At 50.9% G+C, this 17,772-nt stretch carries 15 protein-coding genes and 1 pseudogene; 1 reads left to right on the forward strand and 15 read right to left on the reverse strand.

The window, feature by feature from the left end:
• Positions 1-7 precede the first annotated feature (7 nt).
• From ACFSX3_RS19815 to ACFSX3_RS19885, 15 genes and pseudogenes are all read right to left on the reverse strand, one after another.
• A complete protein-coding gene (locus tag ACFSX3_RS19815) occupies positions 8-1,936 on the reverse strand; it encodes a stage V sporulation protein D (protein WP_209988507.1) in 1,929 nt (642 codons plus the stop codon).
• 90 nt (positions 1,937-2,026) lie between these two features.
• Entirely contained in the window at positions 2,027-4,258 is a 2,232-nt protein-coding gene (locus ACFSX3_RS19820) for a penicillin-binding transpeptidase domain-containing protein (RefSeq protein ID WP_209987970.1), read from the reverse strand.
• Positions 4,259-4,304: 46 nt separating this feature from the next.
• Positions 4,305-4,700, reverse strand: coding sequence for a hypothetical protein (locus ACFSX3_RS19825; protein WP_209987967.1), 396 nt, complete (start codon positions 4,698-4,700; stop codon positions 4,305-4,307).
• A gap of 23 nt (positions 4,701-4,723) precedes the next feature.
• Positions 4,724-5,677, reverse strand: a complete 954-nt coding sequence (gene rsmH, locus ACFSX3_RS19830) for a 16S rRNA (cytosine(1402)-N(4))-methyltransferase RsmH (RefSeq protein WP_209987964.1) — start codon at positions 5,675-5,677, stop codon at positions 4,724-4,726.
• 39 nt (positions 5,678-5,716) lie between these two features.
• Positions 5,717-6,154, reverse strand: coding sequence for a division/cell wall cluster transcriptional repressor MraZ (gene mraZ / locus ACFSX3_RS19835; protein ID WP_209987962.1), 438 nt, complete (start codon positions 6,152-6,154; stop codon positions 5,717-5,719).
• Positions 6,155-6,363: 209 nt separating this feature from the next.
• On the reverse strand, positions 6,364-7,635 hold the full coding sequence (locus ACFSX3_RS19840; RefSeq protein WP_209987959.1) for an adenosylhomocysteinase: 1,272 nt from the start codon (positions 7,633-7,635) through the stop codon (positions 6,364-6,366).
• A 25-nt stretch (positions 7,636-7,660) separates the two neighbouring features.
• Positions 7,661-9,292, reverse strand: coding sequence for a bacillithiol biosynthesis cysteine-adding enzyme BshC (gene bshC, locus ACFSX3_RS19845; RefSeq protein WP_209987956.1), 1,632 nt, complete (start codon positions 9,290-9,292; stop codon positions 7,661-7,663).
• 194 nt (positions 9,293-9,486) lie between these two features.
• A complete protein-coding gene (locus tag ACFSX3_RS19850; RefSeq protein WP_209988503.1) occupies positions 9,487-10,407 on the reverse strand; it encodes an ABC transporter ATP-binding protein in 921 nt (306 codons plus the stop codon).
• 8 nt (positions 10,408-10,415) lie between these two features.
• Positions 10,416-10,938: pseudogene (locus ACFSX3_RS19855) on the reverse strand (ABC transporter ATP-binding protein); the annotation flags it as partial.
• A 26-nt stretch (positions 10,939-10,964) separates the two neighbouring features.
• Positions 10,965-11,912: an ABC transporter permease gene (locus tag ACFSX3_RS19860; RefSeq protein WP_379313181.1), complete on the reverse strand. Its 948-nt coding sequence runs from the start codon at positions 11,910-11,912 to the stop codon at positions 10,965-10,967.
• 3 nt (positions 11,913-11,915) lie between these two features.
• On the reverse strand, positions 11,916-12,848 hold the full coding sequence (locus ACFSX3_RS19865; RefSeq protein WP_209987953.1) for an ABC transporter permease: 933 nt from the start codon (positions 12,846-12,848) through the stop codon (positions 11,916-11,918).
• A gap of 225 nt (positions 12,849-13,073) precedes the next feature.
• The gene (locus ACFSX3_RS19870; protein ID WP_209987950.1) at positions 13,074-14,792 is read right to left on the reverse strand and encodes a peptide ABC transporter substrate-binding protein; all 1,719 of its coding nucleotides are present in this window, start codon (positions 14,790-14,792) and stop codon (positions 13,074-13,076) included.
• Positions 14,793-14,942: 150 nt separating this feature from the next.
• Positions 14,943-15,329, reverse strand: coding sequence for a DUF3397 domain-containing protein (locus tag ACFSX3_RS19875; RefSeq protein WP_209987947.1), 387 nt, complete (start codon positions 15,327-15,329; stop codon positions 14,943-14,945).
• A gap of 6 nt (positions 15,330-15,335) precedes the next feature.
• On the reverse strand, positions 15,336-16,316 hold the full coding sequence (locus ACFSX3_RS19880; protein WP_209987944.1) for a ketopantoate reductase family protein: 981 nt from the start codon (positions 16,314-16,316) through the stop codon (positions 15,336-15,338).
• 134 nt (positions 16,317-16,450) lie between these two features.
• A complete protein-coding gene (locus tag ACFSX3_RS19885) occupies positions 16,451-17,098 on the reverse strand; it encodes an RsfA family transcriptional regulator (protein ID WP_209987941.1) in 648 nt (215 codons plus the stop codon).
• Between the two features lie 347 nt (positions 17,099-17,445).
• Here ACFSX3_RS19885 and ACFSX3_RS19890 point away from each other — a divergent pair, with 347 nt between their 5' ends.
• Entirely contained in the window at positions 17,446-17,682 is a 237-nt protein-coding gene (locus ACFSX3_RS19890; RefSeq protein ID WP_074112261.1) for a DUF2626 family protein, read from the forward strand.
• Positions 17,683-17,772: the final 90 nt, after the last annotated feature.

A 17,772-nucleotide genomic window follows, 5' to 3' on the forward strand; every position in this document is an offset into this window, starting at 1 on the left:
ATATGTCTTAAGGTTCACTTGGCGTTCCCATGTAAATCCGGATAGTGGAGCCCTGCTCTACTCTTGCCCCGGCCTTCGGTGCCTGGTTGATCACGGTATTGCCTGAGCCGGAACGGACCAGCATGAAATTCATGTTCAGGTCCTCGTAGATATCCTGAACGGTAGCTCCCGTAAGATCAGGGACCGTCACTATGGGGGTCTCGCCGTACTTATAAGTTCTTGGCAGCTGATCCGTACGCTTAGGAACCTTGAGGTACAGAAGAGAATCCTCAAGAATATTCTGGACAATCGGAGCGGCAACTACACCCCCGAACTGAATTCCCTTCGGGTTATCGACCGCAGTATAGACCACGATCTGCGGATCATCCGCCGGTGCAAAGCCGATAAAGGATACGATATGCTCCGTAGGAGAATACCGGCCGTTGATTACTTTCTGTGCTGTCCCTGTCTTGCCGCCTACACGGTAGCCGTCAATAAATGCCGGCCGGCCTGTGCCTTTGGCAACCACGCTCTCAAGGGCAGCCCGCACTTTCTTTGAGGTCTCCTCCGAGATCACCTGCCGCACTTCCTCCGGTTCGGTCTCAGAGACAACGTTCCCGGTATCCGGGTTAATCCAGGCCTTGGCCACATGCGGAGTATACAGCTTGCCGCCGTTGATGGCTGCCGATACTGCAGCAATCTGCTGGATCGGCGTGACGGATACCCCCTGGCCGAAGGCAGTGGTCGCCAGCTCCACCGGGCCCACCTGGGCCGGCTTGAACAGAATCCCGTTCGCTTCCCCATTCAGATCGATGCCCGTCTTGCTCCCGAAGCCGAAATCACGGATATATTTGAACAGTGTATCCTTACCCAGACGCTGCCCCAGGGCTACGAAGCCCGGGTTACAGGAGTTCTCGACCACTTCAAGGAAGGTCTGGCTTCCGTGTCCGCCCTTCTTCCAGCAGCGCAGCTTCGCTCCTCCTACCTCAATATAGCCCGGATCGAAAAAATGCTCATGCTGCAGATCCACCTTCCCCTCCTGCAATGCCGCAGCCAGAGTTATGATCTTGAAGGTGGAGCCCGGTTCATAGGTCATCCAGATCGGAAGATTACGGTTATATACCTCGGCATCGTACTCCTGGTAAGTCCCCGGTTCATAACCCGGCCGGCTCGCCATCGCCAGAATCTCGCCATTGCGGGGGTCCATGGCAATAGACCAGGCCCCCTGCGCCTGATACTTCACCATAGCCTGATCCAGCTCACGTTCCATAATGGATTGAATCTGCTTGTCGATGGTCAGCTGCAGACTAAGTCCATCCTGCGGCTCGGTGTACTTCTCGGAGGACCCGGGCATCAGCCGGCCTCCGGCATCAGAGAGGTAGGAGATATTGCCCGCGCTCCCCTGAAGCAGCTTATCATAGATGCTCTCGATCCCGGTAATCCCCTGATTGTCGATTCCAGTAAAGCCCAGAATATGTGCGGCAAGATCCCCGAAGGGATAATACCGTTTGTTATCCTCAGCGACAACGATGCCCGGCAGCTGCAAATTACGGATGCTCGCGGCAAGCTCCATCGTAATTTTGCGGCCGCCGGGCTGCAGTTTCACTGAGGCTTTCTTTTGGGTCAGCAGCGTGACCAGCTTCTCCTCGGTCATGCCGAGCAGGGGAGCCAGCCGCTTCGCGGTCTGTTCCTTCTCCTTCACCTGTACAGGAATGGCATAAACCGTTGGTGAGCTGATATTGTAAGCCAGCGCCACGCCTTCCCTGTCCAATATCTCACCGCGTTTGGCGGTGAAGGGGATATTCCGCCGCCATAAATCCTCGGCCCTCTCGCTCAGCTTCTCACCCTGGGTTAACTGTACATAGGCAAGACGCACAGCCAGCGCGCCGAACAACACGGCCAGTCCCAGCAGCGTCCATAGCATTCTCCGCCGGCTTACGACTTTTGATACCTTCATTGTGATCTCCCCGCTTTCGCTCATAGACATGATCTCTTACCTTCATGACTATTCGGGACAAACAGGGGTTAGAACAAGCCTGCCAAGGCGTTACTCCGCAGCATTTTCCGTATCGGTGTCACCCGCCAAGGCTACGGGGATATTCTCTCCATATTCATTAAGAGGACTTAGCTTCAGTGCTACCTGCGTTTTGCCCTTGTTCTTGACCTGACTCTGCTCTGTGACATAGCCTTCACCCTCAATGGAGATGCCCACCTTCAGCAGGTTCAGAATCTCCAGCGCATCGCGCAGGGACTGTCCGCGCAGATCAGGAAGCGTCAGATTCTCTCCCTGCTCGCTTAACAGATAGATCCGCTGGCCGGCTGTTAAGGCAGTGCCTTTCTCAGGATACTGGCTAACTACATTAGCACCTTGACCGACCGCTTCAAAATCAAAGCCCTGATTAATAAGCAGTTGTCTCGCTGCCTTCACCGTCTTGCCGGTCAGATCCGGCGCTTTGCGCTGGACCACAGCCTCGGCCTTCACCGTCTTCTTGTCGGCAGGACCTGTGACATCCCCCGCTTTGGGCACGCCCATATAAGGAAGCGCATGGGAGACGATATCCTTGAAGACTGGACCCGCAGCAGCACCGCCGCCGGCAGCATCGGCAGGCTCGTCAATGGTTACGAAGACCACGATCTTCGGATCATTGGCCGGTGCGTAACCGAGGAACGCGGAGCGAACCTTGTCCCGGTCATACCCGCCCTTACCATCTGGCTTGATCGCAGTACCTGTCTTACCTGCTACCCGGTATCCCTCAATGTAAGCATGTCTGCCGGTTCCGTGCTGCTGATCCGCCACTACCTGTTCCAGATAGCTGCCCGTCTCCCGTGCGCTTGCCTCTGAGAGCACCTGACGTACAACCTCCGGCTGGGTGACCGTGGTCTTGCCGGTATTCGGATCGGTAACCTCCTTCACCACATGCGGCACCAGCAGCTTGCCGCCGTTCGCAATCGCCGCCATAGCGGTCAACTGCTGAATCGGGGTCACCAGCAGCTTGCCGTGACCATAGGCAAGTGTAGCATTCTCTACCGCCCGGTTCGGGTCCGGGTTGACAAGCCCGGTGATTTCGCCCGGAAGATCAATTCCTGTCTTCTCACTAAAACCAAAATCATTGATATACTTCAGCAACTTGTCCTTGCCCAGCATCTCGTAACCGAACTTAACAAAGGCAACGTTACTGGACCGTTTGACCCCCTCCAAGAAGGTGATCGTCCCGTATCCGGCCCGGTTCATATCGAAGATTGGCTTGCTGTACCCTTTGATCCGGATGGAGCCTGATTGAAACTTTTCATTCGGATTGAACAGCTTCTCCTGCACAGCACCGGCCAGCGGGACGATCTTGAATGTAGACCCCGGCTCGAATCTCGTCATGATCGCATGGTTGAAGAAGCCCGCTGCGTCCTGATTGAGGTCATAATATTCATTGGGGTTAAAGGTTGGTGTATTCGCCAGTCCCAGGATCTCCATCGTCTTGGGATCGGCGGCAATGACACTGATCGACTTCGGCCGGTACTCGGCATTCGCCTTCTTTATCGCCTCTTCAATATAGAACTGAATCGTGCTGTCAATCGTCAGCTTGTAGTTGCTTCCATTCACCACAGGCTGGAACGTATCCTTCGAATCGGGCAGCTTGATGCCCTTGCCGTCACTTTGGTAATCCAGTTGGCCGTCCGTACCGGAGAGCTGTTTGTCCAGGAGCTTTTCCAGTCCCATCATCGCTTTGCCGTCTCTGTCGGTATATCCCAGAATATGTGCAGCGAGCGAACCCTTCGGATAATAGCGCTTCTGCTCTCTGACGAGCCCGACTCCGGTTTCCAGCGTATCATGTTCTTTCTTAAGCTTCTCTACAAAAGCCGTCACTTTACCCTTCATTTCCTCATCGATTTTCCAGCCCTCATTGCGGATCTCGCGGTTCTTCAGATATTTCCCGTCTTTATCCTTGGCCTCCACCAGCTTCTTCAGCTCATCCACCGGTTTGTTCAATAGCTCATGCAGGCCCTGAATCACCTCTTCACCGATCTTTTTCTCGGCAATGACCTGAGGGTTAACCACCACCGTGTAGGCCGGCACATCGCTGGCCAGAACACTGCCGTTACGGTCTTCGATCACCCCGCGGACAGCCTTGATGGTTGAAGTATGCGCCCACTGCGTAGCTGCGGCCTCCTGCCACTCCTTGCCTTGCAAAACCTGAATCCAGAATACTCTGGCGACTAAAACAAGAAAAAAGAGGGTAATACACCCTCCTATAAACAGCGTGCGAAGTTTGATTCTCTTAACCATAAGGTACCTCACAACCTCTATTATTGCGATTGCCGTTCATCGCTGATTATTTACCGGCCTTGTCAGTAGCCTGGCTGCTAAGCGGAACATAGATGGTAGAGTCCTCAGAAGGGACTACAAAACCCATTTCCTTCGCCCGCGGGACGATCGTCTGCTCCAGCGTCTGCTTCTCCATCTGAAATGTTGCAATTTGTTTTTTGCTGTTGGCAATTGCGCTGTCCAGCTTCTGGGCCTGCATATTCAAATCGTAAATATGGACGTAACGCCAGATCAGGGAGGCTGCTACCAGAATAAAGGCTCCCAGCGTCAGCATGTACAAAAGCTTCTCCTGCAGCGGCAGCACTCTGCGCCTGGTGACAACTTTCGTTTTCTCACGGTACAGCGGGTTTGCCGTTTCTTTTCTCTTAGGTTGAACTGCTAAATTTCCGCGGGTATAAGCCATCTCTGATTCTCCTTTATCGTCATCTACAATTTCTCAGCGATACGCAGCTTGGCTGAACGGGCACGCGAGTTAAGCTCCAGCTCTTCTTCTCCCGGCACAATGGGCTTGCGGTTCATTAGCTTCAAGGTACCTTTGGCACCGCATACGCAGTACGGAAGGTCAGGCGGACAAGTACAACGGCTTAGATAGCTGCTGAAAATCTGCTTGCAGATCCGGTCCTCCAGCGAGTGAAAGGTGATAACGGATACCCTTCCCTCAGGCGCCAGACAGCGTACAGCCGCATGCAGTCCTTCCTCAAAAGCACCCAACTCATCATTGACGGCTATCCGCAGCCCCTGAAAACTCCGCTTGGCCGGATGTCCTCCGGTCCTTCTTGCAGCCGCAGGAATGCCTTCCTTGATCAGTTCGGCCAATTCACCGGTGCTCTCCACCGGGCGTTCTTCCCTGCGCTCAACAATCTTCCGGGCAATACGCCGTGAGAATTTCTCTTCTCCATACTGGAAAAGCACCTTGGCAATTTCCCGCTCACTCCAGGTGTTGACGATATCCGCCGCCGTCAGCTGTGCCGACTGGTCCATCCGCATATCCAGCGGAGCGTCATGATTGTAGCTGAATCCGCGTTCCCCTTCATCAAACTGCGGAGAAGATACCCCCAGATCAAAGAGAATCCCGTCTACTTGAGGAACTCCGTCCTTCTGTGGAACAAACGGCAGTCCCTTGAGAACCTGCTCCAGATCGCGGAAGTTGGTCTTGACGGTCACCACCTTGTCGCCGTATACGGACAATCTCTCCTTCGCATTGTTCAGCGCCCAGTCATCCTGATCCAGACAGATCAGCCGGCCCTCGCCGCTAAGCTTGGATGCGATAAGGGCGCTGTGCCCTGCTCCTCCGAGCGTACAGTCTACATATAGGCCATCCTTCTTGATGTGCAGCCCTTCTGTCGCTTCTTCTTTTAGTACCGTGATGTGGTGAAACAAGCTGCATCCCTCCAAGGCAGTAATTCGAAATGGTATGTTTTATAGATCAAAATTGAAATCCACCAATTTCTCGGCGATTTCGTTGAACGATTCTTCTGACTGTTCGAAGTACTGCTCCCATAGCTGCTTGTTCCAGATCTCCACCCGGTTCGAAACGCCCAGAATAACACAGTCCTTGTCCAGCTTGGCATATTGCCGCAGATTACCCGGCAGATTCACCCTGCCTTGCTTGTCCCATACACACTCAGTCGCTCCCGAGAAAAAAAAGCGGCTGAACGCACGGGCATCCGATTTCATCAGTGAAAGGCTTTTAAGCTTTTGCTCCATGATTCCCCATTCTTCCATGGGATAAACAAACAAGCATGAGTCCAGGCCGCGGGTCGCAACGAAGGAGGTTCCGAGCATGTCACGGAACTTGGCCGGGATAATAATCCGGCCTTTATCGTCAATGCTGTGCTGGTATTCCCCCATAAACATGCTTGGTCCCCACCTTTAAATCCCGATTCCCCACTTTGCCCCACTTTTCACCACCTAAGCATAATAGATTCGCCATTAAAAATCAAAAACCTTTTTCCGGAGCAAGGTAATTTTTTCTTATTTGTCAAGAGGCTATTCTTGCAATCCCTGCGGACATGCAAAAGCCCGGGCCAATGTGATTGGCTCCGGGCTCGTGCAGATCCATATCCTTAGTCGTTCAGATTCCAGCTGTCCAGATACTCCACTTGCGCCTGTGTCAGGCTGTCGATGGATATTCCCAGACTTTCCAGCTTGTAACGCGCTACCTGCTCATCCAGCTCATAGGGTACATTCTCCACTTTAACGCCAATACTCTTATAATTATCATTCACATATTTAAGGGACAAGGCCTGGAGTGCGAAGGTGGTATCCATAATCTCTGCCGGATGACCATCGGCTGCGCCAAGGTTCACCAGACGTCCTTCAGCCAGGAGATACAGCTTGCGTCCGTCCTTCAGCTTATACTCTTCGATATTCTTGCGCACCGTCCGCTGGGACACCGAGCGCTCAGCCAGCTCCGGCTTGTTGACCTCAACATCGAAATGTCCGGCATTGCAGAGAATCGCGCCATCCTTCATCACATCATAATGCTCACCGCGGATTACGTAACGGTTGCCAGTGACTGTAACGAAGAAATCACCGTGCTTCGCAGCTTCCGAAATCGGCATGACATGGAATCCGTCCATGTGGGCTTCGACCGCCTTGATCGCATCCACTTCTGTAACAATTACGTTCGCCCCAAGCCCCTTGGCCCGCATCGCTACCCCTTTACCGCACCAGCCGTAGCCGACCACAACCACAGTCTTGCCGGCCACAATCAGGTTCGTAGTGCGGACGATGCCATCCCATGCCGACTGTCCTGTACCATAGCGGTTATCGAACAAATATTTGCAATAAGCGTCATTTACCGCCACCATCGGGAATTTCAGCATGCCCTGCTTCTGCAGTGCCTTCAGGCGGATGATGCCTGTTGTCGTCTCCTCCGCCCCCCCACGGACATTCTCCATCAGGTCGGGACGCTCGGAATGCAGCAGGGTAGCGAAATCACCGCCGTCATCGATAATGAGATCCGGCTTGCTCTCCAGTGCCCGGATGTTCAGTGCCTTGAACTCTTCCGGGGAAGGATTGTACTTGGCAAATACGGTAATGCCGTCCTCAACGAGTGCCGCACACACGTCGTCCTGGGTAGATAACGGGTTGGAGCCTGTAATCGTCACCTCAGCGCCACCAGCCTGCACTACCTTGGCCAGATAAGCGGTCTTGGCTTCCAGATGAAGGGTGATTGATACCTTGAGCCCCTTGAACGGCTGCTCGGCTTCGAACTGCTCACGGATGCGGTTCAGTACCGGCATATGCTGGCGAACCCAGTCGATTTTGAGATGCCCCTCAGGTGCAAGCGACATATCGGCAACAATACTGTTTTGCTTGGATATTGAACTCATGGTAGGACCCCCTAGAATAATTTGCTTACATATAAATAATACGGTGTGTTCCACTGTAGTCAGCAGACACAGCCATCAATTCCTCCAGCCATTCCAATCCGTACCGGTTCAGATAATACATCATATTATAGACCCGCTCCTGAAGCTTGCCCAGCGGCATTAGCGATAGCTCGATCCGTTCCCACTGGCGCAGTGCAGCTTCATTCTGCTTCTCCATCGCATCCAGAGCTTTGCCCTGCAGGAAGGAGATCTGGTCGATAATCTTATCCTTGTTATTGCTGCCCAGCTTCAGCAGACCCGCCTGAATGCTCCCAAGCTGTTCGATCAGCGGCTCATACATCCCTGAGAATGCTGCCTTGATCTCTTCGAATTTGTCTTCGAGCTTCAGCTCATCCTGAGCGCTCAGCCACGCTTTGCGTTTATCATCCAGACCCGTCTGCACATCCGTGAAGGACAAGCCGTATTTATCCATATGCTTGCGAAGCGTTCCCTCAATGACTGTAAAAGACATACGCGGAATAATCAGCGGCATCTGTCCGTCCATGATCTTGAAGGCTTGCTGCGGAATTGCCCAGTAAGCCATTTCCCCTTGTCCAAGCACCGTAGCGAGGACAGGAAGCACATAGTCCTGCATCAGCGGACGGGTTAGCACATTGTTGCTGAACCGTTCGGGATGGCTCTCTAGCAGCTCCAGCAGCTCAGAACGGGAGAACGAGACTGTCGCCTTCCGGTCTGTGAACCGTCCATCCACCTTATGGAGCAGAAGCCGTGCACCTTCATGGATATAGAAAAGATTCGCATTGCCGGGCGTCACATCAGCCTGTAGCTCATATCCGCTGTCCGTAATCCGTTCAGCCGCTGCCAGATAAGCTGCCTCCAGCTCGTCATTCCGTTCAATCATGGAAGCGAACATGGGCACTTCCAGCCTGCGCAGGGCAGGATCGGCAGAATCCAGCAGAATCAGTCCGAATTTGCCGAACAAAGACCCCATCAGCTTCGCAAACGCCTCCGTCATATTCCCGGCACCCGTTGATGCAGCCGTGACCAGCTCCATCAGTTGCGGCTTGAACTCACTGTCCTGCAATAAGCCGTCCAGCTGCGCAACCACTTGAAGCCAGCTCTCGGCATCCACCTTGATCTCACTGACCGAGGACCGGGGTCCTTCACCTTTATCCAGCTTAATCCGGGTAATTTCGCCGGTCCGGTTCAGCACATAGGTATGATTGACCTCATCCCAGTCATGATCCTCCCCCGCAATCCAGAACAGCGGCACGACGGGCCGTCCAAGCTGAGCCGCCGCCTCCCGGGCAGCCTGAATGGTCGTAATAGCCTTATAGACCACGAAGAGCGGGCCGGTGAACAAGCCGCTCTGCTGACCGCCGGTCACCACGAGAGTTTCTGGCTGCTCCAGCAATTCAAGCGAATGAAGAACTGCCTCATGCGTATTGTGCTTCCCGTTGTAGCTGCGTAAGTATGCAACTACTTCAGCGCGGTCAGCCCGCAGGCTTCCGGTACGATCCAGCCATTCTGCTCGTTCAGCCCGGCTCTCCCTGCTGCGGAAGTCCCCGCCATACAAATGTCCTACTGCTTCATATTGATGTATATAGTCACTGGCGAGCGCAGATCCGCCCGGCAGTGGTTCCGGTACAACATTCATGGATTGTGGCCTCCTTGTTCTGCAATAACCTGCTGCTATATGTAATTCATAAATTGATAAACCCTTTATGATTGTATCCAAAGTTAGGGGCGGCGTCAAAGAAAGAAACACCGGACTCATCCATCAAGCCCACACGATGAAACAATAGGCGAGAGCTAAATGCTCCCGCCTACGTTCCACCTGCCATTTTAAGTTTAGGCAAACTGCTTGGCCACGAAATGTCCTTTGGACACCTCAATCATCTCAAAATCGCTGTCATTTGTTTTTTCGCCGGCAGCATAAATCGGGCTGCCCAGCTCATCATGCAGATGAATGCGTTTTTTGTTTGCCTCCACCTCTGGGTCCGGAACCGGAATCGCAGAGAGCAGGGATTTGGTATATGGATGGAGCGGATTAGCGTACAATTCTTCACTTTCCGCCAATTCTACCATTTTGCCCAGGTACATAACGGCCACACGGTCACTGATATGCTTAACCATGGACAAGTCATGCGCGATGAAGAGATAAGTAAGTCCAAGACGGTCCTGCAGCTCCTTGAGGAGGTTAACGACCTGTGCCTGGATGGAAACGTCAAGTGCCGAGATCGGCTCATCACAGACGATGAACTTAGGGTTCACGGCAAGCGAGCGGGCAATCCCGATACGCTGGCGTTGTCCGCCGGAGAACTCATGCGGATAACGGGTAGCGTGATCATGGTTAAGACCAACCATATCCAGCAGCTCTTCAATCCGCTTCTTGCGTTCCTGCCGGCTTCCGGCCAGATTGTGAATATCCAATGCTTCGCCAATGATGTCAGATACCGTGAACCGCGGGTTAAGCGAGGCATACGGGTCCTGGAAAATCATTTGCATATCACGGCGCATAGCCTTCATTTTGCCGCCGGACAATTTGTAGATATCTGTACCATTATATTTCACGCTTCCTGCAGTCGGCTCATACAAGCGAAGAACTGTACGGCCGGCAGTAGTCTTGCCGCAGCCGGACTCCCCTACCATACCCAGGGTTTCGCCTTCGCGAATCGAGAAACTAATATTATCAACAGCCTTAAGAACTCTTCCCTTACCAACATTGAAATATTTCTTAAGACCTTCTACTTCAATCAGATTCTTGCTCAAATTCTTACTCAAACGAACTGCACCTCCTTGGCCATCGAATGCAGATTCCAGCAGCCCGCCATAATGCGTCTTACTGAACTCTGTGGCGCCGGGATCAACTCCTTCACAGGGCAGCCATTGCTTCGCTGCAACGCGCTGTGAGCGGATAACCGACCGGCGGCTTAATCAGATCCGGGGAAGTTCCGATGATCGGAATCACCGGCTCGCCCTTCTTGGGGTCAAGACGCGGCACCAGCCGCACAAGACCCTTGGTGTACTACGATAACCCGGTCACATCACACGGCAATTACGCCAGGGATATGTAATCAGGATGATGGAGGTCCCAAGCGAATTTTGCACATCGCCGGAGACTGCGTGGGAGATATTGGTTAAAGCGAGCCTGCGCATTCACACTTTAATAAGTTGATTATACGCTGCGGCCGCTGACATATTCTGATGTCAGATCAAAACTTCGGTTATCTGTTTGCCCACTTGGATCATTGGGTTCAAAGATGTCATCGGGTCTTGAAATATCATGCCAATATCTTTGCCGCATGGGTTCCACCATTGTTTACTTCCTATTTTTTCAGCTTAGGGTCAAGCGCATCACGCAGACCGTCACCAAAAATATTAAAGGAAAGCATCGTTAAACTGATGAGAATCGCAGGGAACAGGAACCGCCACGGATAATACATCCAGCCAGTTAGTGAGTCACTGATCATTGAACCGAGTGAAGCAATAGGAGCTTGTACACCAAGTCCGAGGAAGCTCAGGAACGCTTCGGCAAAAATGGCATTCGGCACAGACAGCGTAATCGTTACGATAATCGGTCCTACAGCATTCGGTAAAAGATGCTTGAACAGCAGTCGCTTGGACCCTGCACCCATTGAACGCGAAGCCAATACGAACTCACGGTTCTTCAGCTGCATAATCTCCCCGCGTACAATCCAGGACATGGTAATCCAGCCTGTTATCGTAAGCGCCAGGATGATCGTTCCAAGACTTGGCTCAAGTACAACTAAGAGCAGGATAACAACCAGCAGGTACGGAATGGAGTACAGAATTTCAGAAATCTTGTTCATAATGTTGTCTACGCGGCCACCGAAGTAACCCATGATTCCGCCGTAGATCACCCCGATAAAGAGGTCAATTGCAGCGGCTGCAAGACCGACAATCAGTGAGATACGTGCGCCGTACCAGGTACGGACAAAGATATCACGGCCCAGATCATCTGTACCAAACCAGTGGTCGGATGAAGGAGGCTTGTTGGTGCTGAGCAAATCGTTAGAATAGTAATTGAATTTTGAGAAGAACGGAGCAATAATCGCAGCCAGCACGATCAGTCCAAGAATACCAAGCGCAGTCATTGCCATTTTATTCTGGCGCAGACGTTCCCAGGAATCCCGCCAAGCGGACAGACTTTCGCGCTGAATGACTTCAGCCTGCCGTTCATCAATTCCGATTTGATGGAAGTCTTCCGGTTTCAGGTTCGCATCCTGCGATACCAAGTTTTTGTCAGAAGCCACTCGTTAGCCCTCCTTTCCGCCAGTTAGTTTGATACGCGGATCTATAAACACATAAGCAATGTCAGTTATAAACCGTGCTACCATAAGCAGTACACCATAGAAGATGGTGATTCCCATAATTACAGTATAATCGCGGACACCAATCGCTTCGACAAATTGCTTGCCGATACCACCGATACCGAAAATCTGCTCGATTACTACAGAACCTGTTACGATGTTAGCTGTCATGGGTCCCATATAGGTTACAACCGGCAAAATCCCGTTGCGCAGCACATGGCGGCTCAGAATTGCTGCCCAGCTTAGGCCTTTGGCCTTAGCCGTCTTGATGTAATCCGCATGCAACACCTCCAGCATACTGGAGCGCGTCAGCCTCGCTATGAAGGCTATCGGCTGCGCTGATAGTGCAGCTACAGGCAAGAAATAATACATCGGCCCTTTAAATCCGGAGACCGGGAACATGTGGAACTTGTAGGCAAACACATATTGCAGCAGCGAGGCGACTACAAAGCTCGGAACCGCAATCCCCAGCACCGCCAGCACCATTGCTGCACTGTCAATAAACTTGCGGTGATAGAGTGCCGCCATCATGCCGAGAAAGACTCCGACAATAACCGACACAAGAATTGCGATAAGCCCCAGCTTCAGAGACGCCGAGAATGTTTGGCCGATCAAGTGGGTTACATCCTGATTCAGACGCTTCATGGATACACCCAGATCACCTTGAGCGATTTCACCCAAATACTTAACATACTGATGATAGAGCGGCTTGTCCAATCCATACTGCTCGTATAAACGCGCTCTTATTTCTGGTGGAATCTTCTTTTCAGCCGTAAACGGGTCCCCCGGAATAGCTTTCATCAGAAAAAAGGTCGCTGAAATCAATACAAACAGCGAGACAACCATATAGAAAAACTTATTGGCAATATAACGGGCCATCCCCATCAACACCTCCTTTGACTTTTTTCAAGACACATAATTAGATTTTATGAAAAAAATGGCCATTTGTCTAATTTCTTATTTTGTAAGTTCGTGAAATCTTTAACAAAAAGCCTGAAATGCAAAAAAAAGGGATATATATGGAATTCCACATATATATCCCGAAGTGTATTGCACCCTTCAGACTACCACTATTCAGTTAAGCAATCTCAAGGTCCAGCAAACTTAGTGCTCGAGGAGATATCCGCGAGTGAAGTCAATTGCACCGCTGAAGTCAAGAGTTACACCTTTGAGGTACTCTTTAGTCAGGGAGTTGTTTGTGTAGTAGTAGAACGGAATCAGAATCATATCATCCTGAATGATCATTTTCTCTGCTTTGGCAAACATTTCTTGGCGTGCTGCCAGGTCAGAGCTTGTTTTCGCTTCTTGGATCAGCTTGTCATACTCAGGGTTAGCGTAACCTGTATCATTGTTACCGCCGCCTGTTACCCACATATCCAGGAAGGTCATTGGATCATTGTAATCCGCAGTCCAGCCAGCACGTGCGATCTGGTAGTTCAGGTTCTGACGGTTGTCGATAAATACAGCCCATTCCTGGTTCACAGTGTTTACAGTGATATCCAGAGCCTTTTTCCACATATCAGCTACAGCCAGAGCAACCTTCTTGTGGCCTTCACTGGTGTTGTAAGACAATTCAACCGGTGGCAGTGCAGTCAGACCTTCTTCAGCCAGACCTTCTTTAAGCAATGCTTTGGCTCCTTCAATATCTTCCTTGAAGTAGTCGTCTTTAACTGCATTACGGAATTCACCGTCAGCGCCGGCAATACCCGGAGGTACATAACCAAATGCTGGGATTTGTCCACCCAATGTTACGTTGTCGATCAGAGCCTGGCGGTTAATAGACATTGCCAGAGCTTTACGGATTTTTACGTTGTCAAACGGTTTTTCAGTGACGTTGAACTCATAGTAGTAGGTACTTGCGATACCTTTTCTCTGGAATTCGTTAGGAAGCTCTTTTTGTACGATTGGAATCTGTTCCTGCGGGATTTCGCCGTGTGGTGCACCAGCGCGGTCCAGTTCGCCGTTCTTGTAGCTTAGCAGTTCAGTTGCGCCGCTGTTTACCAGGGAGAAGTCGATTTTAGCCAGCTTGATGCTGGCAGCATCCCAATACTTATCGTTCTTGCTTACTTGCAGGGATTGGCCTGTAGTCCACTCAGTCAGGGTGAACGCGCCGTTAGTGATCATAGTGTCTTTGCTTGTAGCCCATTTAGCATTACCCTCAACAGATTTGTGTACAGGGTAATAAGTATAGAAGGACAGAAGTCCAAGGAAGTAAGGAGTTGGAGCTTTCAGCGTAACTTCAAGAGTTTTCGCATCTACAGCTTTTACGCCCACTTGACTGAAATCTGTAATTTTCTTTCCATAATATTCTTCAGCATTCTTCAGGTAGTACAGTTGATAAGCGTAAGGTGCAGTAGGATCTGTGTTAGGGTCGAGCACGATTTTCCATGCGCGAACGAAGTCAGCAGCTTCTACAGGGTCACCGTTGCTCCACTGTGCATCACGCAGGTGGAACGTATATACCAGTCCGTCAGCGGAAACATCCCACTTCTCGGCAATACCTGGCTCAGCTTGGCCAGTTTCATCATTCATGCGGGTCAAGCCTTCATACATTGTCTTCAGGACGGTGTTGGCTTGGCTGTCCTGAGCCTGTGCAGGGTTAAACGTAGGTGGTTCTGCAGTCAGGTTAACTCTAAGTGTCTGGTCAGCAGCCAGCTTCTCGTCACCTGTTGTTCCTGTGTTCGTGCTGCCCTCGGGTGCAGTCGTCGCCGCTGCATTGGTGCCGCTGTTCGTATTGTTCTTGTTTCCGCCGCAGCCAGCAAGCACTGTGCCGATAACTAAAACTAATGCGAACATGAGCAATAGACTTTTACTCTTCTTCATCTAGCAGTTCCCCCTAAATAGAATGTGGTATATGGTTTATGATTATACAACCAGTGGTCAAAAAAATCTAGAGCAATATTTTCTGAAAACGACTTTTTTTTAATTCTTTAAAATTTTGTGACGTTGACGCTTCACCGGAGCAGTGGAACGTTACATCGCTTGTGATATGTATTGAATGAGGCCTACCACCATAAATAATACGTAGCCTACGCCCAGAAAAAAGAAAGAAAGCCGCCAAACTGCACGAAGCAGCCGTTTTCCGTCCACCCCTCCTTTGAGGCGGTTTTGCGCGCCGCCAATCAGTCCGGCGGATATTAATACAATAAGTAGTATAAGAAAGAAGCCAAATGATGAGTCGAAAATAATATTAAACAATCCGGAAACTGACAGCAATAAAAACAAAGTCGTTACGTCCATCGCCATCATCATTGTTTTTCTCTTGTCATGCCTCAGCCCGATTCCTGCGAAATACACAATTAAAAAAGGAACAATCGGAATAACGCTTAACACGCCGAACGAATTCCGGAGAAATTCCAAACAGCCTCACCCCTCCCTCACAGTCATGCCTTCTACCAGTCCGCAGATCCCGCAGTGCAGTGGCGCCTGAACGTCCTGCTGCAGCCCCATATTCACAATGCTTCCGTTAATCCAGCGGATTTCCGTCTCCCTTGCAGCAAGCACATCAGCCAGCATCGATGATGTATTGCCCGAGGTCGCACGGCATACTTCAAGAATGGCTTCCCAGGCACCCTGCTCCAGGGTGATCCCGCAGGCCTCGAATATCCCGATTGCCTCTGTATACAGTTCCTTCATAATGTGTACACGTTCAGGAGAGGCCAGCAATTCGCCGTTCTGGACCCGCCAAATGGCGGTTAAAGGATTAATTACAGCATTGATTAGAAGCTTCCGGTAAATGATGGTATCCACTTCTTTCGACAGAGAAGCGTGAAATCCTGCTGAGGCAAGAGCTTCTATGAAACTAATTATGGCTGCAGGATCAGACGCCTGCATATCAGTTTCATGAATATAAGTAGGAGAGCTGCTCTTCCCTATACATATTTCCCCTTTACCTGCATGAATAACCTCTGTTAATGTTTTCCTCTTCGCCGCCTCTGTCGTTACAGCCGCCCAGATGGATGATTCCGGTAACAGCTCCCGCAGCAGCTCCAGATGTCCATAGCCGTTCTGGAACCCTATGATTACAAGCTTCCTGTCTCTTAGCGGCAGGAGAATCTCAGGCAGAGCCTCATGAAGCACCTTCTGCTTGACCGTTAACAGCGTAACCTCCCCGGGCTCGGCGAGCTGACACTGTGTATATTCTTCTACCGGTGCAGCGGAGAAGCTGGTGCCTGGAAGCAGCATGGACTCCCTCTCATCTTCATAGCTGACAGTCAGCCCTTGTTCGGTTAGCGCCCTGCTCTGCCCCTCACTCCTGCACCATATCCGCACTTCGGCTCCGCCGGCGATCAGCCTGCCTGCAAGCAGCAGCCCCAGTGACCCCGCACCTATCACATCGATTCTCATGCTAACCCTGCCCCCTGCCAAGCTCCAATAATTTTCCTAATTATATCCTGCCTGTCTCTGCAAAAGCAAAACAAAAAACCCTGCTAATCCGTTGCTTTGACGCAATCGGACGCAGGGCTCGCTGCCTAAATCTTCTATTCAATCCGTTCCAGGTTTCCGTTCGCATCCATTTTGAAGCGGGTTTTCTCTTCATCCTCTTCATTAAGAAAAGCCAGCCTGCGCGCACGGTCCATAATCTGGATCAGCGCCTTGTAATCATCATTGACCACACGGTAATCGCTCTGGGCAAGATTCACTTCTCTGGATAAACGTTCATTCTCTACTCTCAGTTCAGAGAGCTCTTCTTCCTTCTCCCGCAGATCGCGCTCCAGCATTTTAAGCTGTCTTCCGGCCTCCTGGAACGTTCCCTTCCATTGCCGCAAAAAGCGGATCACGGCATCAATAGACAAGCTGTTCTCGCTTAATCCTTCACTGCGGCTGTAGTCTTCTTCCATATCACCAAGAATCAGTCCGGCTACCTGTGCTCCGCGCGAGGCAGGCTGTTTTTTCAGATAGCTCCGTTTCTGGCGCTGGCCTTTGGCAATCCCGATGGCATCCTCGTAGCTTTTGCGCACACAGCTGTTCCAGCGGAAACCGCACGCAGCCGAAGTTCTGCCGATTTTTTCACCCACCTCTTCAAAAGCAGCAAGCTGTGTGCTGCCTTCACGGATATGACGCAGCGTTATTTCTGCCAATATCAGATCATCTTCCGCACTCCAAGCATCCTGTCTAACGGCTGTCATAAAGCCTAACCCTCCTAACAACATCATGAAATAACCATCTTCAAAACCGGCAGCTCCGCCGGGTAGTGAATAGGGGATAAAAGCTGCTTACTCCATTTCTATGCCTCTATTAGAGTTCATAGAATCTATTTGATACTAATTTGTATTGCCAATTTGTCTGCACCTCATACTACCTTTGCTATAAATTCTCCTTTTCCGGGCAGATGGCTTGTGTCAATAATAAAAATCATATTTATTATGAAATTTTGAATTTTTTTCAATGAATTCGTTTACAGTGTTTTAGAGAGCCGTTATAATAAAGGGTAAGCAGCTGTTAGCCGGATTCATACTGGAAGGGGGACCCTCTCTTGGACCGCATGTTTCGCGTATTAGGATTTTTTACACTCGTCATCGGGCTTATGGCTTTTGCCGGTAATCTCACGGAAATGGCCCTGCTATTCTTTTTGCAAACCGCTTTTTTTGTCATTCTGGGCTACATGAAATTTACAGAGAAGACCTACATCCTGCTCTTTTGGGGGTATATGATCCTGACGTTTACAGGCTTCAGCTACTGGACGATATTTGAGATGGGCTTGCCGCTTTAACGCATATATATAGAAATGAACGGATATGGCTTCTTGACTTAAGGAAGCATTTCCGTTTTTTTGTTTGGAGAATTGTAGTTCCGGGAGGTT

The organism is Paenibacillus rhizoplanae, assembly GCF_042684125.1.
GTDB classification, from domain to species: domain Bacteria; phylum Bacillota; class Bacilli; order Paenibacillales; family Paenibacillaceae; genus Paenibacillus_AQ; species Paenibacillus_AQ rhizoplanae.